Below are 26,223 nucleotides of genomic sequence, written 5' to 3' on the forward strand. Positions count from 1 at the left end.
TCTGGTGCATGACACCAAAAAATGCGCGATTCTTTTTGTTCAGCAATTAGGGATTCTACCAAAGCCGACGCCATGCTGCCGCCTTTCGGTAATATGCCGGAACCGGGCCAGCCGGGATGCTGGCCCCGATATCGATGGAGAGTGGTCATCGCAGACGCAGAAGCGCCCGCCGCGGGTGCGCCCGCCGCGGGCAAGGTGTATCTCAGCCGCCGGGTGGCGCCCTTGCTGGCGCTGGGTTTCGCCAGCGGACTGCCGCTGGCGCTGACCAGCGGCACGTTGCAGGCATGGGCCACCGTCGAGAACATTTCCCTGCAGCAGATCGGCTTTCTCACCCTGGTGGGCAGCGCCTACACGCTGAAATTCCTGTGGGCGCCGCTGATCGACCGCTATGCCCCGCCGTTCCTGGGCCGCCGCCGTGGCTGGATACTGGTGACGCAGTTGCTGCTGGCCGTCAGCATCATGGGCATGGGCCTCATGTCCCCGTCTTCCGCCCTGATGCCGCTGGCGCTGCTGGCCGTGTTCGTGGCCCTGCTGTCGGCCACGCAGGACATCGCCTTCGACGCCTATTGCACCGACGTGCTGCGCAAGGAAGAGCGTGGCGCGGGAGCGGCGGTCAAGGTGCTGGGCTACCGCGTCGCCATGCTGGTGTCGGCCGGGCTGGCCTTGATCCTGGCCGACAGCTGGCTGGGATGGGGCAATACCTATCTGTTGATGGGTGGGTTGATGCTGGCCTGCGTGCTGGCCACGCTGTGGGCGCCCGAGCCCGAGGCGCCGGTATCGGCGCCCCGCAGCCTGGCCGTCGCGGTGGTCGAGCCGCTGCGGGATTTCTTCGGCCGGCGCGGCGCGATGGGCATGTTGCTGCTGATCGTGCTCTACAAGCTGGGCGATGCCTTCGCGGGCGCCCTGTCCACCACGTTCCTCATTCGCGGCGCCGGGTTCTCGCCGACCGAGGTGGGTGAAATCAACAAGGTCATGGGCCTGGCCGCCACCATCATCGGCGCGCTGGCCGGCGGCAGCCTGATGTCGCGCTGGGGGCTGTACCGCTCGCTGTTGGCCTTCGGGCTGCTGCAGGCCGTGTCCAACCTGGGGTATTGGCTGATCGCGGTCAGTCCGCGCAGCCTGTGGCTGATGGGCGCGGCGGTCGGGGTCGAGAATCTGTGCGGCGGCCTGGGCACCGCGGCGTTCGTCGGTCTGCTGATGGCGATGTGCAAGCAGCAGTTTTCCGCCACGCAGTTCGCGCTGCTGTCGGCGCTGTCCGCGGTGGGACGTACTTACCTGGCCGGTCCGCTGACGCCCTGGCTGGTCAAGAGCATGGGCTGGCCGGGCTTCTTCCTGGTCACCGTGGCGATCGCGCTGCCTGGTCTTGTGCTGTTGCATTTACGCCGCAACGAGATCGCTACTTTAGAGCGAGAAGGGGTGAATTAATCCTCTATTCACGTTTCCGTGAGCCACATCCCGTAACCCGATGGTACTGTTAGCGCCTGCAATACCTTTGCAGCGCTCGTCCCATCCGGGCGGCACACCGAGAAAATGGCGGGCCCAACAGGCTCGAAAAAAGAGGAGAAGGACCCATGAAGCGTTTTGTACCGGCTCTGGTTCTGGCTGGCGTTTGCGCCGGCACGGCCCACGCCGAAACCAGCGTGACCCTCTACGGCATCGCAGACATCAGCATCCGTTACCTCAATCATGGCGAGAACGGCAACAGCCGCATCGGCATGAACAACGGCGCCATCTCGGGCAGCCGTTGGGGCCTGCGCGGCACCGAAGACCTCGGTGGCGGCAATTCGGCCTTCTTCCGCCTGGAAAACGGCTTCAACGTCCAGACCGGCCAACGTTCCGACTCCAACCGCCTGTTCAGCCGCCAAGCCTACGTGGGCCTGGACGGCGGCAGCGCCGGCGCCATCTCGTTCGGCCGCCAGGACACCGCGCTGTTCACGCTGCTGGCCGACACGTTCGATCCCCTGACCGTCGGCAACTACGACCAGAACTCGTGGCTGCCCGTGGCCCTGTCGCGCGCCCGCAGCGACAACGCCATCCGCTACCGCAACAACAAGCTGGGCGGCCTGGACCTGGTGCTGCAGCATTCGTTCAATTCCGACGTCACCGGCGGCGAGAGCTTCAGCAACCGCAAGCTGGGCCAGCAATACGGCGGTACGCTGACCTACACGGCCGGTCCCTTCCAGATCGGCGGCGGCTATCAGCTGTCGCGTTCCTCGGCCAACTCGGACTTCGACCAGCGCGTCTGGAACGTCAACGCCTCGTTCAAGGTCATCGAAGAGGTCAAGCTGTTCGCCGGCTACCTGAATGGCCGTGACGAAACCGGCTGGGTCAACGCCGTCATGGGCAACACCGACGGCGGCGCCGGCCTGCAGCGCAAGGACAGCGGCTACTTCCTGGGCGCCACCTACTCGCCGGGCGTGTGGTCGTTCACCGCCGCCGGTTACTACGACCGCAGCAAGAACGTGGTCGAGGAAGGCGACAAGGGCCGCCGCTGGGCCGTGGTCGGCGTGGCCGAATACGCCCTGTCCAAGCGCACCCAGCTGTACGGCACCGTCGACTTCAACAAGGTCAGCGACGCCGCCAGCAGCGAAATCCCCGGTGGCTCGACCCAACTGGGCGCCGCCGTGGGCATGCGTCACATCTTCTGATCACGCGCCTGGCGCCAGCCAGGCATCGTGTGAACAAAACGGGCGGTATGCCGATGACGGCATACCGCCCGTTTTGCGTGGCGCAAGGCGATTGTCGCAGCCAGGAAAAAGGCGGCCTGTCATCAGGGCCGCCTTTGTCGTGACCGGCCAAGTCGCCCGATCAATCCTCCAGCTTCGACGGATCCAGGTGCGCGTGGTTGCGGTGCACCAGCATGGTGATGCCCCACATCACCACGCCCAGCAGCAGCAGCCAGCCGGCCACCTGATACTGGATGACATCGCGGCCGGTCACGGGCGTCACCAGGAATATGCAGGCGATCGCGCCCAGCCAGGGAAAGAACGTCTGGATGCGGAAATGCTCGTGCTCCACCTTGTCGCGGCGCAGCACCAGCACGGCCACGTTCACGAAGGCGAATACGCCCAGCAGCAGCAGCGCGGTCGTGCCGCCCAGCGAGCGGATGGCCTCGGAGTCCGAGTTCGACACCAGGATGATCAGGCCCAGCCCCAGCGCCGTGGTGAACAGGATGGCGGCCCACGGCGTACGGGTGCGTTCATGCACGCTGGCCAGGAACTTGGGCAACACCCCCTGGCGCGACATGCCGTACAGCAGGCGGCTGGCCATCATCATGTTGATCAGCGCCGAATTGGCCACCGCGAACATCGAGATGATGGGCATGATGGTGCCCATGGGCAGGCCGGGTGCCGCGCGCTGCACCACCAGCACCAGCGGCGTCTTGCTGGCCGCCAGTTCGCCCACCGGAATCAGCGCCACGGCGCAGATCGACACCAGTACGTAGATGACGACCGTGATGCCCAGTCCGGTCAGCATCACCTTGGGGAAGATCTTGTTGGGATTGTGCGTTTCCTCGGCCATGTTCACCGAGTCCTCGAAGCCCACCATGGCGAAGAAGGCCAGCGCGGTGGCCGAGGTGACCGCCAGGAACACGCTCTTGTCCTCGGGCGTATCGAAGGCCACCACCCGCGAGAAATCCGCCTGGCCGCCCGCAATGGCGTAGAAACCCAGGCCGATCACCAGCAGCAGGCCGCCCAGCTCGATCAGCGTCAGCACGACGTTGGCCTTCACGCTTTCGGACACGCCGCGGAAGTTGACGATCATCACCAGCAGCATGAAACCCGCCGCGCCCAGGGTGACCATGCCGGCGTCGGCCTTCATGCCCATCGCCGCGAACAGATTGGCCGCGAAGGCGTTGGAGGCGGTGGCCGCCGAGGTCAGCCCCGAGCACATCACGGCAAAACAGATGATGAAGGTGAGGAAGTGCACGCCGAACGCCTTGTGCACATACAACGCCGCGCCGGCGGCTTTCGGGTACTTGGTGACCAGTTCGAGGTACGAAAAGGCGGTGAGCAACGCCACCGCGAAGGCGACCAGGAAGGGCGCCCAGGCCGCTCCACCCACTTCGGCCGCTACCTGCCCGGTCAGGGCATAGACCCCGGTGCCCAGAATGTCGCCGACGATGAACAGCAACAGCAGCTTCGGACCCATCACTCGTTTCAGTTGGGTGTCCTGACCTGTCGTGGTGGCTTCTGCAGTGGCCATCGTGCTTCTCCGGGAATGTTATTGGGGGATACGGCGTGGTGTGTCCCGATAAATTCTACGCAGGGATGGGGGATGTCACCGTAATTGCGGTGAAACGAAATGTCTAAGTTGTCGGGGAACGTGAGGTCTGCCACAGCGTGGTGGAGGCCCCTTTCCGGGCACATGCCGTGATGCGGCGGCGTCGATAAATCGCTCATTTGCAGGCGGTTTGGCGTAGCATCCCGCCATGTCACGCTCCGCCCGCCTGTTCGATCTGCTGCAAGTGCTGCGCCGCCACCGATTGCCGGTCAGCGGCCGTGCGCTGGCGGCCGAGCTGGGCGTGAGCCTGCGCACGCTGTACCGGGACATCGCCACCCTGCAGGCGCAGGGCGCGCACATCGAGGGCGAGCCGGGCGTGGGCTACGTGCTGCGGCCCGGCTTCATGCTGCCGCCCCTGATGTTCACCGAGGACGAGATCGAGGCGCTGGTGCTGGGGTCGTTGTGGGTGGCCGAGCGCACCGATCACCGCCTGCGCGATGCCGCGCGCAATGCCTTGGCGCGCATCGCCGCGGTGTTGCCCGACGATCTGCGCGCGGGGCTGGACGCCTCGACGCTGATGGTGGCGCCGCCGGCCGAAGCCATTCCACCCGATGGGGTCGAGCTGGCCGTCATCCGCCAGGCCATCCGCGCCGAGCAGAAGCTGGAGATCGGCTATCGGGACGAGGCCGGCGCGGAATCGCGCCGGCTGATCTGGCCGTTCGGCCTGGCCTTTTTCGACCGCGTGCGCATCGTGCTGGGCTGGTGCGAGTTGCGGCAGGGTTACCGCCATTTTCGCGTCGATCGCATCGCCAACGCCGTGCCGCAGGAGATACGCTACCCGCGCCGCCGCCATGCCTTGCTGAAGGAGTGGAAGGTGCGCGAACAGCAGGCGCGATCCCTCGATTGATGCTGCCATAAACTGGCAGCATGGGTGCCTATCATTCCCTCCGGTCATTCAACCCCAGGGAGTCACCCATCATGCAACACCCCAATCAACTCATTCTGTACGTCGACAATCCCGAAGCCAGTGGCCGCTTCTACGCGGGCTTGCTGGATGCCCAGCCGATCGAGGCCAGCCCGGGCTTCGTGCTGTTCGTGCTGAATTCGGGCCTGAAGCTGGGGTTGTGGGCCAGGCCTGCGGTCAAGCCCCGTCCGGTGGCGTCGGCCGGCTGCACGGAACTGGGCTTTCCGATGAAGTACGTGGACCAGGTGGATGCCGTTCACGCCGACTGGACGGCGCGCGGCGTCAGTATCGCGCAACCGCCCACGGATATGGATTTCGGCCGCACGTTCCTGGCATTGGACCCGGACGGGCACCGGCTGCGGGTGTATGCCCTGTTGGCGTAGTGGCGGCTACAACTCCCCGGCGGATAGGCTCAGGCTTTGATGATCGGTTGAATCAAACTGGCGGCAGGGATGCCTAGCCCTTTATGCAAGCTCCAGATCATCTTCAACGTCAGTCCGCGTTTACGATTCAAGACTTCGTAGACGCGGTTCGAGCGCCCGATCATCGGCTCGAGATCCTTCGCGCTGAGGCCTGCCTGTTCCATGCGGAACTTGATGGCTTCGATGGGATCGGGGAGGTCGATCGGATAATGCCTGGCTTCGTAGGCTTGCACCAACGTGGTCAGGACGTCCAACCGATCCCCTTCTGGCGTGCCGCTATCGGGATCACTTTCCATGAGGGACGAGATCGTCTTCAGTGCGGCTTTATAGTCGGCCTCGGTGTGAAGCGGGCGAATTTCCATGGTCACTCCATTTCCACTGTCTCGGCATCTATACGGTCGTATTCAGCGTGCGTGCCGATGAATTTCACGTAGACGATACTTAGACGGTAGGCAACGGCCACTATCAGCCGATAGTCGTTACCTTTGATGTTGAACACGACCCGGCGATTCTTCAGAATGCTGGCGCTGCGATACTGGGCCTTGATAGCCGCCGGTTGCGTCCATTTCGCCTGTACGGCCTCATCCACCCACGATTTGATGGACTGTTCTGCACCTGGGTGCTTTTCCCAGAATTGCCGTAGTGTGCTGACAGCGATGACGCGCATGTCGCCATGTTAGTCCCAAATTGGGACTTTTTCAACGCTGTCAATCTTGCGTGCTTGTCCACCGCTGGATCCTGGGGACACAGGCCGCTGTCTACGCGCTGTTGGCGTAATGACGGCTACAGCGCCGCGCCATCCACCCGCTTGACCGGGATGGCCGCCAGGTCGATGCCTTCCAGGCAGCGCACGTTGATGGCCCAGCCTTCGAAAGGCGTCATGCCCGCCGCGCGTTCGGCCGGCGTGGGCGCGCTGGGCTTGCGAAAGGGCAGGATGCCGCAGACGCCGCAGAAATAGTCACGGCCGGTGCGGCTGCCCCATTCATATACCTGAAGATCCGCCAGCGGCGTCAGCAGGCGCAGCGCCGACGGCGGCACGCGGTGGTTCAGCGCGCCGCGCCGCCGGCAGACCGAGCAATTGCAGCTGCGCACGTGATCCGGTTCGAGTTCGACCTCGAACCGGCAGGCGCCGCAGTGGCATGACCCCTGATAGACCGGCATGGCCTTACAGCGTCCAGTCGTAATCCACCGTCAGCGGCGCGTGGTCGCTGAAGCGTTCGTCCTTGTAGATGGACGTGGCGCGGGCTGTCTTGGCGATGCCAGGGGTGCAGATCTGGTAATCGATACGCCACCCCACGTTCTTGGCCCAGGCCTGGCCGCGGTTGCTCCACCAGGTGTATTGGTCGGCCCGGTCGTCCAGTTGGCGGAACACGTCCACGAAGCCGCGCTTGTCGAACACGTCGGTCAGCCAGGCGCGTTCCTCGGGCAGGAAGCCCGAGTTCTTCAGGTTGCCCTTCCAGTTCTTCAGGTCGATCTCTTTGTGGGCGATGTTCCAGTCGCCGCAGATGACGAACTCGCGGCCCGTGCTGCGATGTTCTTCCATCATGGCGTCCAGCCACGGGCCGAAGCGGTCCAGGAAGCGGTACTTGGCCTGCTGGCGCTCGTCGCCGCTGGAGCCCGAGGGCAGGTAGGCGCTGACGACCGACAATGTCTTCCAGTCGGCGCGGATGATGCGGCCTTCGGGGTCGAACTCTTCGCAGTTCAGGCCCGTGGCGACGTTCTCGGCGGGCTGCTTCAGGTAGATGCCCACGCCGCTGTAGCCCTTTTTCGTGGCATGGCAGAAGTGGCCGTTGTAGCCGGGCGGGTGGCGCAGGTCGTCGGTCAGGTCCTCGTGGGACACCTTGATTTCCTGCAGGCACAGCACGTCGGCGTCGTGGGTGGCCATCCAGGGCTGCAGGCCCTTGCGGAAGGCCGAGCGGATGCCGTTGAGATTGATCGAGGTGATGCGCAGCACGGGAAACTCCTGTCGTTCTGGGCCGGCTTGGTCTGCGCCCGGCGGGGGCGGCAAGCGGGCAGGGCTAACCCACGACTTTAACCGAGCCGGATCGGGCGCTGCCCATGCGATTCGCAGGATCGCCGATAATGGCGGTATTCCCCGAACCGCCCGCAAGCACTTTTTCCGGATCTCCGCATGGCCGCTACTTCCTCCTCCACTTCCGCCGACTTCGTTCGTTTCGCCCTGGACGAGGGCGTGCTGCGTTTCGGCAGCTTCAAGGTCAAGTCGGGCCGCATCAGCCCCTACTTCTTCAACGCCGGCCTGTTCGACAGCGGCCGCTCGGTGGGCAGGCTGGCGCAGTTCTACGCGCAGTCGCTGGTGGAGTCGGGCATTTCGTTCGACATGCTGTTCGGCCCGGCCTACAAGGGCATTCCGCTGGCCACGGCCACCGCGGTGGCGCTGGCCGGCCATCCCGGCATGCAGGGGCGCGACGTGCCTTTCGCCTACAACCGCAAGGAAGCGAAAGACCACGGCGAAGGCGGCACCCTGGTGGGCGCGCCCCTGCAAGGCCGCGTCGTCATCATCGATGACGTCATCACCGCGGGCACCTCGGTGCGCGAGTCGGTGGAAATCATCCGCGCCGCGGGCGCCGAGCCCGCCGCCGTGCTGATCGCGATGGACCGCATGGAACGCGCTGGCGCCGACGACGCGCTGTCGCCGCACTCGGCCGTGCAGGAAGTGGCCCGCGCCTACGGCATGCCGGTGGTCAGCATCGCCAACCTGGGCGACATCCTGGGCCTGCTGCAGCAGGATGCACAGTTCGCCGAGAACCGCGACGCGGTGCTGGCGTACCGGGCGAAGTACGGGGTGGTGTAAGGCGAGCAGGCAACGCCTGCATTGCCCAGGCAAGAAAAAGGCGACCCCGCGGGTCGCCTTTTTGCCGTGCAGAGAAAGCCGCCCCGATCAGGCGTCCAGCTTCTGCTTCAGCAGATCGTTCACCTGCTGCGGATTGGCCTTGCCGCGGGCGGCCTTCATGATCTGGCCGACCAGCGAGTTGAAGGCCTTCTGCTTGCCGGCGCGGTACTCGGCCACGATGGCCGGGTTGGCGGCGAGGACTTCGTCGATCATGGCGCCGATGGCGCCCGTGTCGCTGATCTGCTTCAGTCCGCGCGCTTCGATGATGGCGTCGGGCTGGCCGCCGTGCTCGCCGGCCCACATGTCCGCGAAGACCGTGCGGGCGGCGTTGTTCGAGATGGTGCCGTCCAGGACGCGGCCCAGCAGCGCGGCCAGCGCGGCGGCTTGCACCGGCGCGTCGGCCAGTTCCTTCTCTTCGCGGTTCAGCGTGGCGGCGACTGAGCCCATCACCCAGTTCGCGGCCACCTTGGCCTGGCCCGCGGGCAGGGCGCCGGCCACGGCTTCGAAGTAGGCGGCCATGTCGCGGCTGGCGGTCAGCTGCGCGGCGTCGTACGCGGACAGGCCGTAGTCGGCCTCGAAACGCTGGCGTAGCGCGGCGGGCAGTTCCGGCATGCCGGCGCGCACTTCCTCGACCCATTCACGGGAGATGACCAGCGGGGGCAGGTCGGGATCGGGGAAGTAGCGGTAGTCGTGCGCGTCTTCCTTGCTGCGCATGCTGCGCGTCTCGTCGCGGTCGGCGTCGTACAGGCGGGTTTCCTGCACGACCGTGCCGCCGTCTTCGATCAGTTCGATCTGGCGGCGCGCCTCGAACAGGATGGCGCGTTCGAGGAAGCGGAACGAGTTGACGTTCTTGATCTCGGTGCGCGTGCCGAATTCCTTCTGGCCGCGCGGGCGCACGGACACGTTGGCGTCGCAGCGGAACGAGCCTTCCTGCATGTTGCCGTCGCAGATGCCCAGCCACACCACCAGGCCGTGCAGCGCGCGCGCATAGGCCACGGCTTCGGCGGCGCTGCGCATCTCGGGTTCGGTGACGATTTCCAGCAGCGGCGTGCCGGCGCGGTTCAGGTCGATGCCGCTGGCTGGCCGGCCGTCGGCCAGCGAGTAGGCGTCATGCAGCGACTTGCCGGCGTCTTCTTCCAGGTGGGCGCGCGTCAGGTTGACGGTTTTTTCTTCCTCGCCCACGAAGAACGAGATCGAGCCGCCGATGACCACCGGCAGCTCGTACTGGCTGATCTGGTAGCCCTTGGGCAGGTCGGGGTAGAAGTAGTTCTTGCGCGCGAACACCGAGCGCGGCGCCACGGTGGCGCCCACGGCCAGGCCGAAGCGGATGGCGCGCTCGGCCGCGCCGTGGTTCATCACGGGCAGGCTGCCCGGCAGCGCCAGGTCGACCACGTTGGCCTGCGTGTTGGGCGCGGCGCCGAAGCGGGTGCTGCTGCCCGAGAAGATCTTGGAGTCGGTGGAAAGCTGGGTGTGCGTTTCCAGGCCGATGACGATTTCCCAATCCATTGCTTATGCGTCCTGTGCAGAGGGCGTGCCAGCGGCGCCGGGCCGCCCCAAGGCGCTGGCAGCCCCCTCGGGGGGCAGCGAGTGCAGCGAGCGTGGGGGCACCTGCTTGTGCCAATCGGTGGCTTGTTGATAGCGGTCGGCCAGGGCCAGCAGACGGCCTTCGTCGAAGTAGTTGCCGACAAGTTGCAAGCCGACGGGGCGACGGCCATCGGCGCCGAAACCGCAAGGGATCGACATGGCGGGCAGGCCGGCCAGGCTGACGCCCAGCGTGTAGACGTCGGCCAGCCAGTCGGCGGTGGGATCGTCGCGGTTGTCGCCGATGTTCTTGGCCACCGTGGGCGTGACCGGGCCCATGATGACGTCGCACTGGTCCGCGAAGGCGCGCTGGAAGTCCTGCGCGATCATGCGGCGCAGGCGCTGCGCCTGCAGGTAGTAGGCATCGTAGTAGCCGTGCGACAGCACGTAGGCGCCGATCAGGATGCGGCGTTTGACCTCGTCGCCGAAGCCCTCGGCGCGCGAGCGGCTGATCATCTCGGTCAGGTCGCCGTATTGCGCGGCGCGGTGGCCGTAGCGCACGCCGTCGTAGCGCGACAGGTTGCTGGAGGCTTCGGCCGGCGCGATGACGTAGTAGGCGGGGATGGACAGCTCGGTGCGCGGCAGCGAGATGGCCACGCGCTGCGCGCCCAGGGCCTCGAACTGCTTGAGCGCGGCCTCGATGGCGGCGGCCACGTCGGGCGCCAGGCCGGCGCCGAAGAACTCTTGCGGCACGCCGATGCGCAGGCCCTTCAGGGGCTGGCTGCCGGCGGCGTCGTAGCCCTGCTGCGCGGCGTCGAAGGCATCGCGCACGCGGCCGGGCCGGTTGGCCACGCCGTCGCAGGTTTCGACGCTGGTGGCGTCCTGGGGATCGAAACCGCCCATCACGTCGAGCAGTTCGAGCAGGTCGCGGCTGGATTGCGCCAGCGGACCGGCCTGGTCGAGGCTGGAGCCGAAGGCCACCATGCCGAAGCGCGACACGGTGCCGTAGGTGGGCTTGATACCGCTGACGCCGCACAGCGCGGCGGGCTGGCGCACCGAGCCGCCGGTGTCGGTGCCGGTGGCCGCGGCCACCAGGCGCGCGGCCACGGCCACGGCCGAGCCGCCCGACGAGCCGCCGGGCACGGCGTTGGTGTCCCACGGGTTGCGGACCGCGCCGAAAGCCGAGTTCTCGTTGCCCGAACCCATGGCGAATTCGTCGCAGTTCAGCTTGCCCAGCGAGACGGCGCCGGCCTGGGCCAGGCGCTGCACGACGGTGGCGTCGAAGGGGCTGACGTAGTCGGCCAGCATCTTGCTGGCGGCGGTGGTGCGCCAGCCGCGCGTGACGAACACGTCCTTGTGGGCGATGGGAATGCCGGCCAGCGGGCCGGCGGTGCCGGCGGCCAGGGCCGCGTCGGCCGCGGCGGCCTCGGCCAGCGTGAGTTGGGCATCGATGTGCAGGAACGCGTTGAGGCCGCTGGCGGCATCGGCCGCGGCCAGGGCGCTGCTGGCCAGCTCGACCGCGCTGACGCGGCGCTGCGCCAGCGCGTCGCGCAGGCCGGCGATGCCGTCGAATTCGTTGTGCAATGCAGAGGAGGACATGGCTTACTCGATGACCTTGGGAACCAGGAACAGGCCGGCCTGCGCATCGGGGGCGTTGGCCAGCAGTTCGGCGCGGCGGGCTTCGGACGAGGGCTCGGTGGCGACGTCGTCGCGCAGGCGCAGCACCACGTCTTCGCGGGCCGACAGCGGGTGGGCCAGCGGCTCGACGCCTTGCGTGTCCACCGATTGCAGGCGCTCGATCAGGTGCAGGATGCCATTGAGTTCCTGCTGCGCGCGGCCGCGCTGCTCGGGGGTCAATTCGATTCTGGCCAGCCGGGCGATGCGGGCGACGTCTTGTTCGTTGAGATCCATGGGGCGCGATGGGGGAGAATGTGGGGCGGGGCGGAGGCGCCGCGCGGGCATCAGTATGTACAGGCCGGACCCGTTACAAAGCTTGAATAGCCGGCATTTTGACGCTATTTCCGGCGAAATTATAAGTTATGATTCACGGTTTAATCGCCGAGGCCATTGTACGTCCGGCAAACACGGCGACCGGGCCGGGCGCGCAGCCACACGCGAAGCCCGAGCACGCGACATGACCCTAATTCCTGAATCTCGCTGAGCTCTATGTTCGGATTCCTCCGCAGTTATTTCTCCAGCGACATGGCGATCGACCTCGGTACCGCCAACACGCTGATCTACGTCCGTGGCAAGGGCATCGTTCTGGACGAACCGTCCGTCGTCGCCATCCGCCATGAAGGCGGCCCCAACGGCAAGAAAATCATCCAGGCCGTCGGCAGGGAGGCCAAGCAGATGCTCGGCCGAGTGCCGGGCAACATCGAAGCCATCCGCCCGATGAAGGACGGCGTCATCGCCGACTTCACCGTCACCGAGCAGATGCTCAAGCAGTTCATCCGCATGGTGCACCCCCGCAACATGCTGGCCCCCAGCCCGCGCATCATCGTGTGCGTGCCGTGCGGTTCCACCCAGGTCGAGCGCCGCGCCATCCGCGAATCCGCGCTGGGCGCGGGCGCCTCGCACGTGTACCTCATCGAAGAGCCCATGGCCGCGGCCATCGGTGCCGGCCTGGCGGTTTCCGACGCCAGCGGCTCGATGGTGGTGGACATCGGCGGCGGCACCACCGAGGTGGCGGTCATCTCGCTGGGCGGCATGGTCTACAAGGGTTCGGTGCGCGTGGGCGGCGACAAGTTCGACGAGGCCATCGTCAACTACATCCGCCGCAACTACGGCATGCTGATCGGCGAGCCCACCGCCGAACTCATCAAGAAGGAAATCGGTTCCGCGTTCCCGGGTTCCGAAGTCCGCGAGATCGAGGTCAAGGGCCGCAACCTGGCCGAAGGCGTGCCGCGCAGCTTCACGGTGTCGTCCAACGAGATCCTCGAATCCCTGACCGATCCGCTGAACCAGATCGTGTCGGCCGTGAAGATCGCGCTGGAACAGACCCCGCCCGAACTCGGCGCCGACATCACCGACAAGGGCATTGCCCTGACCGGCGGTGGCGCGCTGCTGCGCGACCTCGACCGTCTGCTGCAGGAAGAGACCGGCCTGCCGGTCGTGGTGGCCGACGATCCGCTCACTTGCGTGGTCCGTGGCTGCGGCGAGGCGCTGGAACACCTTGAAAAACTCGGCGCCATCTTCATCAACGACTGAGTCTGTTCCGCCAGCCGGCGCGCGCCTCGCTCGCGCCGGTAGGCGCAGCGGTTGCGGGCGCCAGGGGCCGGGCTGAATTCCATGCAACGACAAGGGACCACTCCCCCGCTATTCCGGCGCGGCCCGCCGGCCGAGGTTCGCCTGGCCGTGTTGGTGGTGCTGGCGCTGACGCTGCTGATCGTCGACTCGCGCCTGCGCGTGCTGGAACCGGTCCGCAGCGCGGTGGCGATCGCGCTCTATCCGTTCCAGCGCGCCGTCATGGCGCCGCGCGACCTGGTCAGCCAGGTCGACGAGTGGGTCAACGCCGCCAACCTGATCCGTACCGAGAACGAAGCCTTGCAGCGCCAGCGCATCGAGTTGGCGCAGGTCAGTTCGCATGCCGCGCAATTGGGCGCCGAGAACGCGCAACTGCGCCGTCTGCTGGGTGTCACCGACGCATCGCCCGCGCCCGCGGTGGTGGTCGAGGTGCTGTACGAGCCGCCAGACGCCTTCCAGCAGCGTCTGGTGTTCAACAAGGGCAGCCGCGCGGGCCTGGCCGCGGGCATGCCGGTCATCGATGAAGGCGGCGTGGTCGGCCAGATCGTGCGCACCACGCCCATGACGGCGGAAGCGGCCCTGGTCACCGATGAACGTGTCTCCATTCCCGTGCAGGTGCTGCGCAACGGCCTGCGCCTGATCGCCTTCGGCGCCAATACGCCGGGAACGATCGAGGTGCGTTACCTGGCGGCCAACGCCGACATCCGCGAGGGCGACACCATGGTCACCAGCGGCGTGGGCGGCCTGTTTCCGGCCGGCCTGCCGGTGGGGCGCGTCACGGCCGTCCAGCGCGATACGGCGTCGGGATTCGCTCGCGCGTTGGCCGAACCGCTGGCGCATCCCGAACGTTATCGGCACTTCCTGGTCCTACAGGCCGACGTGGCGCAAGCCAGATCCAACCAGCAGGAGGCCGACGGCGATGGACCGCAGTAAACCGCCCGCGCGGCGCCTGGGCACGCCCAGCAACGTGCAGCCCGAACGACTGGTGCATCCGGCGCACGGCGCATTCGTCTGGGGGTCGTTGCTGCTGGTGTGGCTGGTGTCGCTGCTGCCCTGGCGGCAATGGACGGCGGCGCCCGACATCCTGGCGCTGGTCATCGCCTTCTGGTGCGCGCACGAGCCGCGCCGCGTGGGCCTGGTCACCGCTTTCGTTTTCGGCCTGCTGCTGGACGTGCACGACGCGGGCCTGCTGGGCGGGCATGCTCTGGCCTATACTCTGGTGGCATACGGGTCGGTGGCGCTGTATCGCCGCCTGCAGCGCTTCGAGCTCTGGAGCCAGGCGATGCACATGCTTCCCGTGTTCCTGCTGTCCCAGTTCGCCACGCAGATCGTGCTGGCCTGGCTGGCGGGTCGCTGGCCTGGCTGGAACTGGGCCCTGGGTGCGCTGCTGACGGCGGCGATCTGGCCCATGGTGGGTTGGGTGCTGCTGTTGCCCCAGCGCCGCCTCGACGATGTGGAATCTTCCGCTGGCTAGGCGCCAGGCGGCGGGTATAAATGTTCGAATTCAAGAAGACTGGTCAGCAGCAGAAGCAGCGCTTCCGGCTGCGCGCCTGGGTAGGCGCGGCGGTGGCGTTGCTGTGCTTCGGCGTCTTGATCGGACGCTTCTGGTATCTGCAGGTCGACCGCTACGAAGGCCTGTCGCAGCGCGCCGACCGCAACCGCATCGCGGTCGTGCCCATTCCGCCGCGGCGCGGCGAGATCCTCGACCGCAACGGCGAGGTTCTGGCGCGCAACTATCGCACCTATACGCTGGACGTCGTGCCCGCCCGCGCCGGCGACCTGGGCAATCTGTTCGAGCGCCTGTCGCAGGTGGTCTATCTCAGTCCCAACGACCAGCGCAAGTTTCGCCGCCTGGTCGGCGAGTCGGGCCGCTATGCCACGCTGACGCTGCGCAACAACCTGAACGACACCGAGGCGGCCTGGTTCGCCGCGCACGCCTTCGAGTTTCCCGGCGTCGAACTGCGCGCGCGCTGGGTGCGCGAGTATCCGCAGGGCGCCGCCGCCGGCCACGTGGTGGGCTACATCGGCCGCATTGCCGAGAGCGACCTCGACGAACTGGACCGCGCGGGCGAGTCCGGCAACTACCGCGGCACCGACGTCATCGGCAAGAAGGGCATCGAGAAATCCTGGGAAAGCCAACTGCATGGCCGCACCGGGGTGGAGGAAGTCGAAGTCACCGCGGGCGGCCGGCCGGTGCGCACGTTGCGCCGCACGGATCCGGTGCCGGGCTCGGACATCATGCTGTCCATCGACATGGGCCTGCAGCGCGTCGCCGAAGAGGCCTTCGAGGGCCGCCGGGGCGCGTTGGTCGCGATCGATCCGGACACCGGCGAAGTGCTGGCCTTCGTGTCGCAGCCTTCGTTCGATCCGAACCTGTTCGTCGACGGCATCGACGTCGAGAACTGGAAGCTGCTGAACGAGTCCCCCGATCATCCGCTGATCAACCGGCCGCTGTACGGCACCTATCCCATCGGTTCCACCTACAAGCCTTTCGTGGGCCTGGCAGCCCTGGAGTTGGGCAAGCGCAGCGCCACCGAGCGCATTCCGGATCCCGGCTACTACGAATTCGGTGGCCAGCGGTTCCGCAACGCCGGGGGCGCCGCCTACGGCATGACGGACATGCACAAGGCCATCGTGGTGTCGTCCGATACCTATTTCTACTCGCTGGGGCCCGAGATCGGCGTCAACGCATTGCACGATTTCACCAAGCAGTTCGGCTTCGGCCAGATCACCGGCATCGACCTGGACGGCGAGAAGGCCGGCGTGCTGCCGTCCACCGAATGGAAGCGCAAGGCTTACAAGGACCGCGAGCGGCAACGCTGGTATGCCGGCGAGACCATCTCCGTGGCGGTGGGGCAGGGCTACAACGCCTTCACGCTGCTGCAACTGGCGCAGGGCACGTCCACCATGGCCAACAGCGGCCTGTATCGCAAGCCGCATCTGGTGCATGCCGTGCGCGATCCGCGCACGGGCGTGGCCGAGAAGACCAAGTCCGCGCCCGATTACCAGATTCCCCTGAAGCAGCAGAACGTCGACATCATCAAGTCCGCCATGGCCGACGTGGTCAAGTCGGGGACGGCGCGGCGCGCCTTCGCCAATACGGCTTACCAGGCGGCCGGCAAGACGGGCACGGCGCAGGTGTTCAGCCTGCGTGGCTCGCACTACCGTGCCTCGGAAGTGTCCGAACGGCTGCGCGACCATGCCCTGTTCATGGGCTTCGCGCCGGTCGACCATCCGCGCATCGCGGTGGCGCTGATCGTCGAGAACGCGGGGTGGGGCGCCAGCGTCGCCGCGCCGGTGGCGCGCAAGGTGTTCGATTACTGGCTGGTCGAGCGAGGCCGCCAGCCCACGCGCAGCGCCGACGGCAAGGATGGCCAGGCCGGCGCCACGGCCGGCGCGGAGCCGGCCTCTCCGGGGGCCGTGTCGTCCCAGGTGTTCAGCGACGTCGAGGCCCTGCGTCCCGCGCGCCAGGCCGCTGCCGAATCCGCCAGGCCCCGCATGCCCGTCACGCCTGCCTCGCCCGGCCCGCAGCCCACCAGACCCGCCACGCCGCCGCCCGAGGCCGCGTTGCCGGCCCGGCCGAATCCCGGCGCCGTGGTCGCTGCCACCCGATCCGGAGCCGGTGAATGAAGCGTCTGGGTCTGGTGCTGCTGCGCGTGGTGATGGCGTTCGACTGGCCGCTGCTGCTGATCCTGCTGTTGTTCGCGGGCCTGGGGCTGACGGTGATGCATTCGGCCGTGGGCAGTACCGACTGGCGCTTCGCCGACCAGTCGCGCAACTTCCTGGCAGCCTTCGTCGCCATGTGGATCGTGGCCCTGGTGCCGCCCAATATGCTGATGAGGATGGCCCTGCCGTTCTACATCATCGGCGTGGTGCTGCTGCTGGGCGTGGAGTTCTTCGGCGAGACCAGCAAGGGCGCCACGCGCTGGCTGAACCTGGGCATCACGCGCATCCAGCCGTCCGAGATGATGAAGATCGCCGTGCCGATGATGCTGGCCTGGTATTTCCAGCGGCACGAAGGGGCGGTGCGGATCATCGACTTCTTCGTGGCGGCGGCCATGCTGGCCGCGCCGTTCGCCCTGATCGTGCTGCAGCCCGACCTCGGCACGGCCCTGCTGGTGTTCGGCGCCGGCTTCTTCGTCATCTATTTCGCCGGCCTGTCGTTCAAGCTGCTGATCCCGGTGGTGCTGGCCGGCGTGGTAGGGCTGGGCACGCTGGTCTACAACGAAGAATACCTGTGCACGCCCGAAGTCGACTGGGTGGTTCTGCACGACTACCAGAAGCATCGCGTCTGCACGCTGCTCAACCCCAGCTCCGATCCGCTGGGCAAGGGCTTTCATACCATCCAGTCGATGATCGCGGTGGGCTCGGGCGGTCTGTACGGCAAGGGCTACATGCAGGGCACGCAGACCCACCTGGATTTCATCCCGGAACGCACCACCGATTTCGTGTTCGCCGTGTTCGCCGAAGAATTCGGCATGTACGGCGGCGTGGCGCTGCTGGTGCTGTATGCCCTGCTGATCGCCCGGGGCCTGGCCATCGCGCAGAACGGCAGCACGCAGTTCGGCCGCCTGCTGGCGGGCGCGCTGACGATGATGATGTTCATGTACGTGTTCGTGAACGTCGGCATGGTCACGGGCATCCTGCCCGTGGTGGGTGTCCCGCTACCCTTCATGAGCTACGGCGGCACCGCGCTGCTGACCATGGGCATCGCCTGCGGGATCATGATGAGCGTCAGCAGGCACCACAAGCCGCTGAAGAAGTAGGGCAGTCCGTCCGGAACGGGACTGCCCGTCCGGATCACTCCTCCAGCGCGCCGGCGGCCACGCCCAGGTCGGCCGCCAGGGTGCGCAGCGACTGCCGTGTCGCCTCGTCCATCGGAATCGTTTCCGCGTTGCGCCGCCGGTTGTCCGCCTCGAATTCTCCCGGGTACTGCACCCGGTCCGCGCCGGGCTGTGGCGGGCAGGCCAGCAGGTAGTCGATGAAGGCGCTTGCTTCGTGAGTGCGCCACTGGCTGTCGCCCGAGGCGGTCGGATCCAGCACCAGGGCGAACATATTGTTCACCGCCACGCCGTCGGGGTTGCCCCGGCCCTGGATGGTGCCGCCTTCCGACAGCACGCCCGCCAGCAGCTCGGCCACCACGCCCAGGGCGTAGCCCTTGTGCGCGCCGAAGGGGAGCAACGCGCCTGGAGGATCCTGGAACAGTACGCCGGGGTCGTCGGTGGCCTGCCCTTGCGCGTCGATCAATGCCCCGGCCGGCGCCGGTTCGCCGCGCGCTGCCAGCACCCGCGCCTTGTTCGCGGCGATGGCGCTGGTGGCCATGTCCACCAGCAGCGGCGGCCTGCCGGGCAGCGGCACCGCGAAGCACAGGGGATTGGTGGTCAGGCGCGCCTGGGCGCCGCCATATGGCGCCACGACGGGCGGCCGGTTGATGACGTTGACGCAGGCCAGCATCACCAGGCCGGCGCTGGTGGCCATCTCGCCGTAGTAGCCGAGACGGCCCAGGTGATGGCTGTCGCGCAGGGTCACGAGGCAATGCCCTGCCTCTTGCGCGCGCGTGATCGCCTGCCCGAACACGGTCTTGCCCACGTGCTGTCCGAAGCCCCGATGGCCGTCGAAGGCCAGCCGCGTGCCCTCGTCGCGCGCGCATTCGGCGCGGCCGCCGGCATGCAGGTGGCCGCCCAGCAGGGAGCGGCGGTAGGACGGCAGGATAGAGATGCCGTGGCTCGCGTAGCCGACGCGGTCCGACTCAATCAGGTGTTCGGCGACGTCGCGGGCAATGTCCCCGGGGACGCCTTGGGCGAGCAGCAGGTCTTGAGAGAAGGCGAGGAGGCGCGAGGTGTCCAGGGTCGGCATGAAGGCTTCCGGTGATGGTGCGGGACTGTGCGCCGCGGCGGACAGTCCGACTGGTGGCGGTCGGCAGTCTGGCATGGTTGGCACGCGTCCGGTTTGACCAGGATCAAGGCGGAGAGCGGGACATCCACGTAACATTTTTACGTGACTGGACGTTCTTTTGCCAAGGCCGTCTTGCGCCGCGTCGGACATGTGCCAGATAATGCATCTCGACTGTACGACGAACTTCACCGAGGCGGGTGTATTCCCGCTCGAGCCAGGTGTCCAGGCGGCGCTGACACCCGGCACTCCGCACCCTGTCTTCGCAAGGAATTCGTTATGTCCGATCGGCTGAAGGCCATGCTTGCCTATTTCCAGCAAAGCGTGCCGTTTCGTCTGGTTCCCGCGGCCATCACCACGGTCTTCCTGATTGTCATGCTGCTGTTGCCCGTGCCCGACGGGCTGGCGCCCAAGGCCTGGGCTCTGGTGGCCATCTTCCTCACCACCATCCTGGCGATCATCCTGAAGGTGATGCCCATCGGCGTCATGGCGATGATGGCCATGACCATCGTGGCGCTGTCGCAGGTCACGTCCACGTCCTCCAAGGGCGCCATCGCCGACGCGCTGTCCAGCCTGGCCAATCCCCTGATCTGGCTGATCGTCGTGGCGATCATGGTGTCGCGCGGCCTGAAGAAGACCGGCCTGGGCCAGCGCATCGGCCTGATGTTCATTTCGCGCCTGGGGCGCAAGACCGTGGGCATCGGCTACGGCCTGGCGGTGTGCGAACTGGTGCTGGCGCCGTTCACGCCCAGCAACACCGCGCGCGGGGGCGGCATCGTCCACCCCATCATGAGGTCGATCGCCAGCGCCTTCGGCTCCGATCCGGCCCAAGGCACCGAGCGCAAGATGGGCACCTATCTGGCGCTGGTGAACATGCATGCCAACACCATCACCTCGGGCATGTTCATCACCGCCACGGCGCCCAACCCGCTGGTGGTCGATTACGTCGCGCGGATCACCAATCAAAGCCTGCACCTGTCCTGGACCACCTGGGCGCTGTGCATGCTGCTGCCCGGCCTGGTCTGCCTGCTGCTGATGCCGCTGCTGCTGTCGATGCTGGCGCCGCCCGAGGTGAAGGCCACGCCGGACGCGGTGGAGTACGCCCGCAACGAGTTGCAGCGCATGGGGTCGTTGTCGGGCGGCGAGCGGGTGATGATCGGCACCTTCGGCATCCTGCTGGTGCTGTGGGCCAACCTGCCCGCCATGGTGTTCGGCCCGGCCTTCACGCTGGATCCCACGGTGGTCGCCTTCGTCGGCCTGTTCATCCTCATCATCACGGGCACGATCGACTGGGACGACGTACTGTCCGAGAAAAGCGCCTGGGACACGCTGATCTGGTTCGGGGCGCTGGTCATGATGGCCGAGCAACTGAACAAGACAGGCGTGATCGCCTGGTTCTCGAACATGCTCAAGGATGGCATCGTGGCGGCCGGCATGGGCTGGGAGGCGGCGGCCGCACTGCTGGTGCTGCTGTTCGTCTTCTCCCACTATTTCTTCGCCAGCACGACCGCGCACATCAGCGCCATGATGCTGGCCTTCCTGACCGTGGGCGCGGCCCTGGTGCCGCCGGAGTACCTGACGCCGTTCCTGTTGATGATGGTGGCGGGCTCCACCATCATGATGACGCTGACCCACTACGCCACGGGTACCTCGCCCGTCATCTTCGGCAGCGGCTATGTCTCGCTGGGCACATGGTGGCGCGTGGGCTTCATCATGTGCGTGGTCGAACTCGTCATCTATGCCGTACTGGGCGTGATGTGGTGGAAGCTGCTGGGCATGTGGTGACGCGCCGCGAAGGTCGTCCCGCCTGAAAGCCGCAATGGCGCCGCGAGGCGCCATTGCGTATTCCGGGCGCACGGTTCCGTCAGGCGTGGCCCAGTACGATGCGCAACTGCTCGTCCAGGTGCGCCGTCGGCGTGATCCGCCAGCCGCTTTGCGCGTAGCGCAGCCAGCGGCCCATCACGAAGTGCGTCAGCAGGCTGGCGTGCGCCGCGACGTTGGTGTCGGCGGACAGGGCAGACTCGCTGACCGCGGTGCGCAGGCACTGCTTCAGCGTGGCCTCGATGCGGTCGTTGATGTGATTGATGCGCTCCTGCAGCCGGTTGTCCTCGGTGACCAGGGCATCGCCCGTCAGCACGCGCGTCATGCCGCGGTTGCGTTCGGCGAAGGCCAGCAGCATGCCGATGGTCTTGCGCGCCTGCGACAGACCGTCGGGCTCGGTGGCGCCGATCTGGTTGACCAGCGTGAAGATGCTGGTTTCGATGAATTCGATCAGGCCCTCGAACATCTGGGCCTTGCTGGCGAAATGCCGGTACAGCGCGGCTTCGGACACCTGCAGGCGGGCCGCCAGGGCCGCCGTGGTGATGCGCGAAGCGTGCGGCTGTTCCAGCATTTCCGCCAACATCTGCAGGATCTGGTGCTTTCTTTCGCCGGGTTTGCTGGCCATGGGTGGGGCCTGTAATTAGAGTCGGGCGGTGGATGGAAAGCCGGCCGCGCCTATCCGCGCAGGGGACGGCGGCGCAGCAGCAGGTCGCGAATCGAGTTTACTCGTAAGTCGACATAACTTGGACGGCTGCGCGCGGCTTTCGCAAACGGGGTGCCCGGATGGTAAACGTGCACCGTGCGCACGCCGGCCTGCCGCGCGCCGCGCAGGTTGGCCAGGGTGTCTTCCACCAGCACGGTCCGTGACGCCGGCACGCCTTCGCGCGCCACGACGTAGCGCATCAGGGCGACGGACGGTTTGGGCCGGAACTCGCCTTGCAGGCGCATGTGTTCGATGGCCCACAGGCTGTCGAACTGCTGCAGGATGCCCAGGTGGCGCAAGACCGCCCGGGCATAGTGGAAGGGCGCGTTGGTCAGCAGCACCTTGCGGCCGGGCAGGCTGCGCAGGCGCTGCGCCAGGCCGCGCTCGGCGCGGATCAGCGGCGCGACGTCGAAGCTGTGGCTGCGCAGCAGGAATTCGTGGGGGTCGACGCCGTGGTGGCGCACCAGGCCGATGACCGTGGCGCCATAGCGCTTCCAGTATTTCTGGCGCAGCAGGTTGGCTTCGTCGATGTCGACGCCCAGCGCTTCGGACACCGCCTCGGTCATGCCCCGGTCGATGCGCGGGAAGATGGCGTGGGAGGTGTCGTGCAGCGTGTTGTCCAGGTCGAACAGCCACAGGCGCTGCGGGGCGCCCGTGGCCACGCGGCGGCTGCGGCGCTGACGCGCCGCGGGCCGCAGCAAATGCCTGCGTGCCAGCATCAAACGGCGCTGATCATCGTGCCGACGCCCTGGTCGGTCAGGATCTCGAGCAGCAGGCAGTGGGGAACGCGGCCATCGACGATGTGCACGGCGTTCACGCCGTTCTTGGCGGCGTCCAGCGAGGACGAGATCTTGGGCAGCATGCCGCCCGAGATGGTGCCGTCGGCGAACAGTTCGTCGATGGTCTGGGCGGACAGCTTGCGCAGCAGGTTGCCGCTCTTGTCCAGCACGCCCGGGGTGTTGGTCATCATCAGCAGCTTCTCGGCGCCCAGCACCTCGGCCATCTTGCCGGCGACCACGTCGGCGTTGATGTTGTAGGCGGTGCCGTCTTCACCGTAGCCGATGGGCGAGATGACCGGAATGAACTGGTCGTCCTGCAGGGCCTTCACCACGGCCGGCTCGACGCGGGAGATGTCGCCCACGAAGCCGATGTCGATCGGTTCGGCGGGGTTGTCCTTGTTGGCCATCAGCTTCTTCTGGGCCTGGATCAGACCGCCGTCCTTGCCGGTGAGGCCCACGGCCTTGCCGCCGACCTCGTTGATCATCATGACGATGTCCTGCTGGACCTGGCCGCCCAGCACCCACTCGACCACTTCCATAGTCTCGGCGTCGGTGACGCGCATGCCCTGGATGAAGGTGCCCTGCTTGCCGATGCGGCGCAGGGCGTCGTCGATCTGCGGGCCGCCGCCGTGGACCACCACGGGGTTCAGCCCGACCAGCTTGAGCAGCACCACGTCGTGGGCGAAGCTGCGCTGCAGGCGCTCTTCGGTCATGGCGTTGCCGCCGTACTTCACCACGATGGTCTTGCCGTGGAATCGTCGGATATAGGGCAATGCCTCGGAGAGCACGGCAGCCTTGAGGGCAGGTGACGAAGCAGCGGCAGGATCGGGGGTGTCGGTCATGGCACGTAGTACGGAAGAAAGTGAAAGATGGAAAAAATGCCTGCCCCTTGCGGATGGGCACGGGGTCAAGCATAAGGCAGATTGTAGACTTGCCGAAGGGCTTATGCCGCAAATCGATGTCCTTATGCCCGACAATCGGCCGCGGTTCCGGTAAATTTGGCACCCCTGCGCGCCTGCGAGGCGGACATCATCCGGTTACGCAAACGCGCGTCACAATTCGTTCATACCCATAACGAGAGAGGCTACCCATCATGCGTTTCAATTTTCTGCGCGCCCTGGTGCTCGCGTCGTCCGTCGGCCTGGCCTTCGGTGTTTCCGCAACGGCGCAGGCCCAGAAGCTGGTCGTGGGCGCCACCCAGGTGCCGCACGCCGAGATCCTGGAAGTGGTCAAGCCCGTGCTGGTCAAGGAAGGCGTGAACCTGGACATCAAGGTGTTCAGCGACTACGTGCAGCCCAACCTGCAACTGGCCGACAAGGAGCTGGACGCCAACTTCTTCCAGCACAAGCCCTATCTGGACACCTTCAACAAAGACCGCGGCGCCAAGCTGGTGCCGGTGGCGCTGGTTCACGTCGAACCCTTCGGCGCCTACTCCAAGCGCATCAAGGCCGTGTCCGAACTGAAGGAAGGCGCCACCGTGGCCATTCCGAACGATCCGTCCAACAGCGGCCGCGCGCTGCTGCTGCTGCAGAAGCAGGGCCTGATCAAGCTGAAGGATCCGTCGAACATCACGGCCACGTCGCTGGACGTCGCCGAGAATCCGCGCAAGCTGAAGTTCCGCGAACTCGAGGCCGCCATCCTGCCGCGCGCCCTGGGCGACGTCGACCTGGCCCTGATCAACACCAACTACGCCCTGGAGGCCGGCCTGGTGCCCACGCGCGACGCGTTGTTCATCGAGGGGTCGGATTCGCCGTACGCCAACATCGTGGTCACCCGCGAAGACAACAAGGACGCCCCGGCCATCAAGAAACTGGTGCAGGCCCTGCACTCCGAGGCCGTCAAGAAGTTCATCGTCGAGAAGTACAAGGGCGCCGTCGTTCCGGCGTTCTGATTCCCGAGGCGGCCTGGATCAGGCCTCGGACAGGGTGGGCGACAGGTCGCGTCCGCCCTGCAACGAACTGCCGCCATCCACCGGGATGATGGCGCCGGTGACGAAGCCCGCCAGGGCCGAGCCCAGCACCAGGGCCATGTTGGCCACATCGGCCAGCTCGCCGAAGCGCGCGAGGGGGATGCTGGCCAGCATCCTGGCGCGCGCGCCCTCGTCGGGCGCCAGCCGCCGCACCCCTTCCGTATCGCCGATGGGGCCGGGCGCGATGCCGTTGACGCGGATCCCGTCGGCGGCCCATTCCATGGCAAGTACCCGCGTCAGCATGTCCACGCCCGCCTTGGCCGCGCAGGCGTGCGCCTGCAGGGCGGTCGGGTTGCGTGCCTGCGGCGCCGAGATGTTGATCAGGCTGGCCCCCGGGCGGCGCAGGTGGGCATGGCTGGCGCGCAACACGTTGAAGGTGCCGACCAGATCGATGTCCACCACGGTGCGAAAGCCGTTGCTGGACATGCCCAGCGCCGGCGCGATGAAGTTGCCCGCCGCGCCGGACACCAGCACGTCGATCGGCCCGAATGCCTGCGCCGCCGCGGCCAGCGCGGCTTCGGTGGCGGCATAGTCGCGCACGTCGGCGGCATGGCTGCCCACGCGGTGGCCGTGGACACGGACCTGCCCAGCGGCCACGGCCAGCTTGTCCGGCGAACGGCTGAGCAGCGACACGTCGGCGCCATGCGCGGCGTAGGCCCGCGCGATGGCCAGGTTGATGCCGCTGCTGCCCCCCGCCACGAAGACGTGGCGGCCGGTGAAGTCGAACGGCGCAGGGTCGGGGGTATGCATGCGGCGGCCTCCTGTCATTCGGTCTTGATGCCGGCGGCGGTGATGACCTTGGTCCAGATCTCGCGGTCGTTGCGCACTTCGCGGGTGAAGTCGCCCATGCTGTTGCCGCCCGGCAGCAGGCCCATGTCGTTCAGGCGGTTCTGCACGTCTGGCTGCTTGATGATGGCCACGAAGGCCTGCGACAGCTTCTCGGTGATGGCTGGCGGCGTGCGGCCCGGGGCGAACAGGCCGAACCAGCCATAGGGCTCGAAGGAATGGAAACCCTGGCTGGCCAGCGTGGGCGCCTGGGGTGCGAGCGGGGATTTGCGTTCGCCGGTCACCGCCAGCACCTTCAGCTTGCCCGAGCCCAGGTGCGCGACGATGGAGCTGGAGTCGACGAAGGCCGAATCCAGCTGTCCGCCCAGCAGGTCGGTCACCAGCGGGCTGGCGCCGCGGTAGGGCACGTGGTTGAGGTCCAGTCCCGCCTGCGCATTCAGCATCGCGGCATGGATGTGGGAGCTGGTGCCCGCGCCATAGTTGCCGATGCTGTAGGTGCGCGGCTTGGCCTTCACCTGGGCGACGAACTCGGCCAGCGTGTTGGCGGAAGAATTGGCCGGCACCAGCAGCAGATCGGCCGAGCGCGCCACGGCCGTCAACGGGGCGAAGTCCTTGATTGGGTCATAGGGCATCGACGCGACCATGGCCGGGCGCTGGATCAGCGCGGTGATGCCCATCAGCAGGGTGTGGCCGTCGGGTTCGGCCTTGGCCACGAAGTCGTTGCCGATGGTGCCGCTGGCGCCGCTCTTGTTCTCGACGATGACGGTCCGCTTCCAGGCTTCGCCCAGCTTGCCGGCCACCAGGCGCGCCAGGATGTCGGTGCCGCCGCCGGGCGGATACGGCACGATCAGGCGGATGGGTTGGCTGGGATAGGCGGATGCCGCGGCGCGGGCGGCGGGGTGCAGCGCGCCCAGCAGGGTGCCGGCGGCCAGTTTCAGCAGGTCGCGGCGCGACAACGAATGGTGTTGCGGTTGCTTCGGGTGATGCATGCTTGTCTCCTGTCGCACAGGTCTTTGCCCGCGCTCTTTGTGGGTCGCAATGCTTC

The 26,223-nt window shown here is 66.9% G+C and carries 25 protein-coding genes and 1 pseudogene; 12 read left to right on the top strand and 14 right to left on the bottom strand.

Translation table 11 applies throughout. The features are described from left to right. Positions 1 to 141 precede the first annotated feature (141 nt). On the top strand, positions 142 to 1,425 hold the full coding sequence (locus A7W11_RS09010; RefSeq protein ID WP_412778712.1) for a muropeptide transporter: 1,284 nt from the start codon (positions 142 to 144) through the stop codon (positions 1,423 to 1,425). Positions 1,426 to 1,571: 146 nt separating this feature from the next. Next, positions 1,572 to 2,648: a porin gene (locus A7W11_RS09015; protein WP_066410715.1), complete on the top strand. Its 1,077-nt coding sequence runs from the start codon at positions 1,572 to 1,574 to the stop codon at positions 2,646 to 2,648. A gap of 160 nt (positions 2,649 to 2,808) precedes the next feature. On the opposite strand, the gene A7W11_RS09020 is transcribed toward A7W11_RS09015, so the two are convergent. Then, a complete protein-coding gene (locus A7W11_RS09020) occupies positions 2,809 to 4,206 on the bottom strand; it encodes an APC family permease (RefSeq protein ID WP_066410718.1) in 1,398 nt (465 codons plus the stop codon). A gap of 226 nt (positions 4,207 to 4,432) precedes the next feature. Between A7W11_RS09020 and A7W11_RS09025 the strand changes: the two genes are divergently transcribed. Then, the gene (locus tag A7W11_RS09025) at positions 4,433 to 5,131 is read left to right on the top strand and encodes a helix-turn-helix transcriptional regulator (protein WP_066128929.1); all 699 of its coding nucleotides are present in this window, start codon (positions 4,433 to 4,435) and stop codon (positions 5,129 to 5,131) included. A gap of 71 nt (positions 5,132 to 5,202) precedes the next feature. After that, complete coding sequence (locus A7W11_RS09030; protein WP_066410721.1) at positions 5,203 to 5,571, top strand: VOC family protein; 369 nt, start codon at positions 5,203 to 5,205, stop codon at positions 5,569 to 5,571. Positions 5,572 to 5,600: 29 nt separating this feature from the next. Here the strand turns inward: A7W11_RS09030 and A7W11_RS09035 are convergent, their stop codons facing one another. The 4 genes from A7W11_RS09035 to A7W11_RS09050 form a co-directional block, all read right to left on the bottom strand. Then, positions 5,601 to 5,972 (bottom strand): helix-turn-helix domain-containing protein, encoded by a 372-nt coding sequence (locus A7W11_RS09035; RefSeq protein ID WP_066410723.1) that lies wholly within the window; start codon positions 5,970 to 5,972, stop codon positions 5,601 to 5,603. A 2-nt stretch (positions 5,973 to 5,974) separates the two neighbouring features. Then, entirely contained in the window at positions 5,975 to 6,277 is a 303-nt protein-coding gene (locus A7W11_RS09040) for a type II toxin-antitoxin system HigB family toxin (protein ID WP_066410725.1), read from the bottom strand. Between the two features lie 116 nt (positions 6,278 to 6,393). Next, positions 6,394 to 6,771, bottom strand: a complete 378-nt coding sequence (locus A7W11_RS09045; protein WP_066410729.1) for a GFA family protein — start codon at positions 6,769 to 6,771, stop codon at positions 6,394 to 6,396. 4 nt (positions 6,772 to 6,775) lie between these two features. Then, positions 6,776 to 7,564, bottom strand: coding sequence for an exodeoxyribonuclease III (locus A7W11_RS09050; RefSeq protein ID WP_066410733.1), 789 nt, complete (start codon positions 7,562 to 7,564; stop codon positions 6,776 to 6,778). Between the two features lie 177 nt (positions 7,565 to 7,741). Here A7W11_RS09050 and pyrE point away from each other — a divergent pair, with 177 nt between their 5' ends. Next, positions 7,742 to 8,422 (top strand): orotate phosphoribosyltransferase, encoded by a 681-nt coding sequence (gene pyrE, locus A7W11_RS09055; RefSeq protein WP_066410736.1) that lies wholly within the window; start codon positions 7,742 to 7,744, stop codon positions 8,420 to 8,422. Positions 8,423 to 8,509: 87 nt separating this feature from the next. On the opposite strand, the gene gatB is transcribed toward pyrE, so the two are convergent. From gatB to gatC, 3 genes and pseudogenes are all read right to left on the bottom strand, one after another. Beyond that, positions 8,510 to 9,967, bottom strand: a complete 1,458-nt coding sequence (gene gatB, locus A7W11_RS09060; protein ID WP_066410739.1) for an Asp-tRNA(Asn)/Glu-tRNA(Gln) amidotransferase subunit GatB — start codon at positions 9,965 to 9,967, stop codon at positions 8,510 to 8,512. Between the two features lie 96 nt (positions 9,968 to 10,063). Continuing rightward, positions 10,064 to 11,581, bottom strand: a pseudogene (gene gatA / locus A7W11_RS09065) (Asp-tRNA(Asn)/Glu-tRNA(Gln) amidotransferase subunit GatA); the annotation flags it as partial. Positions 11,582 to 11,584: 3 nt separating this feature from the next. Next, positions 11,585 to 11,893 carry an Asp-tRNA(Asn)/Glu-tRNA(Gln) amidotransferase subunit GatC gene (gatC, locus tag A7W11_RS09070; protein ID WP_066410741.1) on the bottom strand — a complete coding sequence of 103 codons (309 nt, stop codon included), beginning with the start codon at positions 11,891 to 11,893 and terminating at the stop codon, positions 11,585 to 11,587. A 255-nt stretch (positions 11,894 to 12,148) separates the two neighbouring features. Here gatC and A7W11_RS09075 point away from each other — a divergent pair, with 255 nt between their 5' ends. From A7W11_RS09075 to rodA, 5 genes are all read left to right on the top strand, one after another. Further along, entirely contained in the window at positions 12,149 to 13,192 is a 1,044-nt protein-coding gene (locus A7W11_RS09075) for a rod shape-determining protein (RefSeq protein WP_066128310.1), read from the top strand. Positions 13,193 to 13,273: 81 nt separating this feature from the next. Then, on the top strand, positions 13,274 to 14,161 hold the full coding sequence (gene mreC, locus A7W11_RS09080) for a rod shape-determining protein MreC (RefSeq protein WP_066410742.1): 888 nt from the start codon (positions 13,274 to 13,276) through the stop codon (positions 14,159 to 14,161). Then, the gene (mreD, locus tag A7W11_RS09085; protein WP_066410743.1) at positions 14,148 to 14,702 is read left to right on the top strand and encodes a rod shape-determining protein MreD; all 555 of its coding nucleotides are present in this window, start codon (positions 14,148 to 14,150) and stop codon (positions 14,700 to 14,702) included. Before mreC ends, mreD begins: the two co-directional genes overlap by 14 nt. Before the next feature lie 20 nt (positions 14,703 to 14,722). Continuing rightward, entirely contained in the window at positions 14,723 to 16,858 is a 2,136-nt protein-coding gene (gene mrdA, locus A7W11_RS09090; protein WP_066410745.1) for a penicillin-binding protein 2, read from the top strand. Beyond that, on the top strand, positions 16,855 to 17,994 hold the full coding sequence (gene rodA, locus A7W11_RS09095; RefSeq protein ID WP_066410747.1) for a rod shape-determining protein RodA: 1,140 nt from the start codon (positions 16,855 to 16,857) through the stop codon (positions 17,992 to 17,994). Before mrdA ends, rodA begins: the two co-directional genes overlap by 4 nt. A gap of 34 nt (positions 17,995 to 18,028) precedes the next feature. On the opposite strand, the gene A7W11_RS09100 is transcribed toward rodA, so the two are convergent. Beyond that, on the bottom strand, positions 18,029 to 19,084 hold the full coding sequence (locus A7W11_RS09100) for an Ldh family oxidoreductase (RefSeq protein ID WP_066410749.1): 1,056 nt from the start codon (positions 19,082 to 19,084) through the stop codon (positions 18,029 to 18,031). A gap of 315 nt (positions 19,085 to 19,399) precedes the next feature. On the opposite strand from A7W11_RS09100, the gene A7W11_RS09105 reads away from it, so the two are divergent. Then, positions 19,400 to 20,905 carry a DASS family sodium-coupled anion symporter gene (locus tag A7W11_RS09105; RefSeq protein ID WP_066410751.1) on the top strand — a complete coding sequence of 502 codons (1,506 nt, stop codon included), beginning with the start codon at positions 19,400 to 19,402 and terminating at the stop codon, positions 20,903 to 20,905. Between the two features lie 79 nt (positions 20,906 to 20,984). Here the strand turns inward: A7W11_RS09105 and slmA are convergent, their stop codons facing one another. The 3 genes from slmA to argB are packed head-to-tail and all read right to left on the bottom strand — an operon-like array spanning position 20,985 to position 23,265. Further along, the gene (slmA, locus tag A7W11_RS09110; protein ID WP_066410752.1) at positions 20,985 to 21,566 is read right to left on the bottom strand and encodes a nucleoid occlusion factor SlmA; all 582 of its coding nucleotides are present in this window, start codon (positions 21,564 to 21,566) and stop codon (positions 20,985 to 20,987) included. Between the two features lie 50 nt (positions 21,567 to 21,616). Next, the gene (locus tag A7W11_RS09115; protein WP_066410753.1) at positions 21,617 to 22,363 is read right to left on the bottom strand and encodes a pyrimidine 5'-nucleotidase; all 747 of its coding nucleotides are present in this window, start codon (positions 22,361 to 22,363) and stop codon (positions 21,617 to 21,619) included. Next, positions 22,363 to 23,265 (bottom strand): acetylglutamate kinase, encoded by a 903-nt coding sequence (gene argB / locus A7W11_RS09120; protein WP_066128285.1) that lies wholly within the window; start codon positions 23,263 to 23,265, stop codon positions 22,363 to 22,365. Before argB ends, A7W11_RS09115 begins: the two co-directional genes overlap by 1 nt. Before the next feature lie 251 nt (positions 23,266 to 23,516). On the opposite strand from argB, the gene A7W11_RS09125 reads away from it, so the two are divergent. Beyond that, entirely contained in the window at positions 23,517 to 24,314 is a 798-nt protein-coding gene (locus A7W11_RS09125) for a MetQ/NlpA family ABC transporter substrate-binding protein (protein ID WP_066410755.1), read from the top strand. 18 nt (positions 24,315 to 24,332) lie between these two features. Here A7W11_RS09125 and A7W11_RS09130 read toward each other — a convergent pair whose 3' ends face one another. Together A7W11_RS09130 and A7W11_RS09135 are read right to left on the bottom strand one after the other, a co-directional pair. After that, the gene (locus tag A7W11_RS09130; protein ID WP_066410758.1) at positions 24,333 to 25,142 is read right to left on the bottom strand and encodes an SDR family oxidoreductase; all 810 of its coding nucleotides are present in this window, start codon (positions 25,140 to 25,142) and stop codon (positions 24,333 to 24,335) included. 14 nt (positions 25,143 to 25,156) lie between these two features. Then, on the bottom strand, positions 25,157 to 26,167 hold the full coding sequence (locus tag A7W11_RS09135) for a Bug family tripartite tricarboxylate transporter substrate binding protein (protein ID WP_066410760.1): 1,011 nt from the start codon (positions 26,165 to 26,167) through the stop codon (positions 25,157 to 25,159). Positions 26,168 to 26,223: the final 56 nt, after the last annotated feature.

The sequence above is a fragment of the Bordetella ansorpii genome, assembly GCF_900078315.1.
Lineage (GTDB): Bacteria > Pseudomonadota > Gammaproteobacteria > Burkholderiales > Burkholderiaceae_B > Bordetella > Bordetella ansorpii.

What these genes read in the sequence shown, in the direction of transcription:
- A7W11_RS09015 (WP_066410715.1), top strand. Translation starts at nt 1,572, where the DNA reads ATGAAGCGTTTTGTACCGGCTCTGGTTCTGGCTGGCGTTTGCGCCGGC.
- A7W11_RS09020 (WP_066410718.1), bottom strand. Translation starts at nt 4,206, where the DNA reads ATGGCCACTGCAGAAGCCACCACGACAGGTCAGGACACCCAACTGAAA.
- A7W11_RS09025 (WP_066128929.1), top strand. Translation starts at nt 4,433, where the DNA reads ATGTCACGCTCCGCCCGCCTGTTCGATCTGCTGCAAGTGCTGCGCCGC.
- A7W11_RS09030 (WP_066410721.1), top strand. Translation starts at nt 5,203, where the DNA reads ATGCAACACCCCAATCAACTCATTCTGTACGTCGACAATCCCGAAGCC.
- A7W11_RS09035 (WP_066410723.1), bottom strand. Translation starts at nt 5,972, where the DNA reads ATGGAAATTCGCCCGCTTCACACCGAGGCCGACTATAAAGCCGCACTG.
- A7W11_RS09040 (WP_066410725.1), bottom strand. Translation starts at nt 6,277, where the DNA reads ATGCGCGTCATCGCTGTCAGCACACTACGGCAATTCTGGGAAAAGCAC.
- A7W11_RS09045 (WP_066410729.1), bottom strand. Translation starts at nt 6,771, where the DNA reads ATGCCGGTCTATCAGGGGTCATGCCACTGCGGCGCCTGCCGGTTCGAG.
- pyrE (WP_066410736.1), top strand. Translation starts at nt 7,742, where the DNA reads ATGGCCGCTACTTCCTCCTCCACTTCCGCCGACTTCGTTCGTTTCGCC.
- gatB (WP_066410739.1), bottom strand. Translation starts at nt 9,967, where the DNA reads ATGGATTGGGAAATCGTCATCGGCCTGGAAACGCACACCCAGCTTTCC.
- gatC (WP_066410741.1), bottom strand. Translation starts at nt 11,893, where the DNA reads ATGGATCTCAACGAACAAGACGTCGCCCGCATCGCCCGGCTGGCCAGA.
- A7W11_RS09075 (WP_066128310.1), top strand. Translation starts at nt 12,149, where the DNA reads ATGTTCGGATTCCTCCGCAGTTATTTCTCCAGCGACATGGCGATCGAC.
- mreC (WP_066410742.1), top strand. Translation starts at nt 13,274, where the DNA reads ATGCAACGACAAGGGACCACTCCCCCGCTATTCCGGCGCGGCCCGCCG.
- mreD (WP_066410743.1), top strand. Translation starts at nt 14,148, where the DNA reads ATGGACCGCAGTAAACCGCCCGCGCGGCGCCTGGGCACGCCCAGCAAC.
- mrdA (WP_066410745.1), top strand. Translation starts at nt 14,723, where the DNA reads ATGTTCGAATTCAAGAAGACTGGTCAGCAGCAGAAGCAGCGCTTCCGG.
- rodA (WP_066410747.1), top strand. Translation starts at nt 16,855, where the DNA reads ATGAAGCGTCTGGGTCTGGTGCTGCTGCGCGTGGTGATGGCGTTCGAC.
- A7W11_RS09100 (WP_066410749.1), bottom strand. Translation starts at nt 19,084, where the DNA reads ATGCCGACCCTGGACACCTCGCGCCTCCTCGCCTTCTCTCAAGACCTG.
- A7W11_RS09105 (WP_066410751.1), top strand. Translation starts at nt 19,400, where the DNA reads ATGTCCGATCGGCTGAAGGCCATGCTTGCCTATTTCCAGCAAAGCGTG.
- slmA (WP_066410752.1), bottom strand. Translation starts at nt 21,566, where the DNA reads ATGGCCAGCAAACCCGGCGAAAGAAAGCACCAGATCCTGCAGATGTTG.
- A7W11_RS09115 (WP_066410753.1), bottom strand. Translation starts at nt 22,363, where the DNA reads ATGCTGGCACGCAGGCATTTGCTGCGGCCCGCGGCGCGTCAGCGCCGC.
- argB (WP_066128285.1), bottom strand. Translation starts at nt 23,265, where the DNA reads ATGACCGACACCCCCGATCCTGCCGCTGCTTCGTCACCTGCCCTCAAG.
- A7W11_RS09125 (WP_066410755.1), top strand. Translation starts at nt 23,517, where the DNA reads ATGCGTTTCAATTTTCTGCGCGCCCTGGTGCTCGCGTCGTCCGTCGGC.
- A7W11_RS09130 (WP_066410758.1), bottom strand. Translation starts at nt 25,142, where the DNA reads ATGCATACCCCCGACCCTGCGCCGTTCGACTTCACCGGCCGCCACGTC.
- A7W11_RS09135 (WP_066410760.1), bottom strand. Translation starts at nt 26,167, where the DNA reads ATGCATCACCCGAAGCAACCGCAACACCATTCGTTGTCGCGCCGCGAC.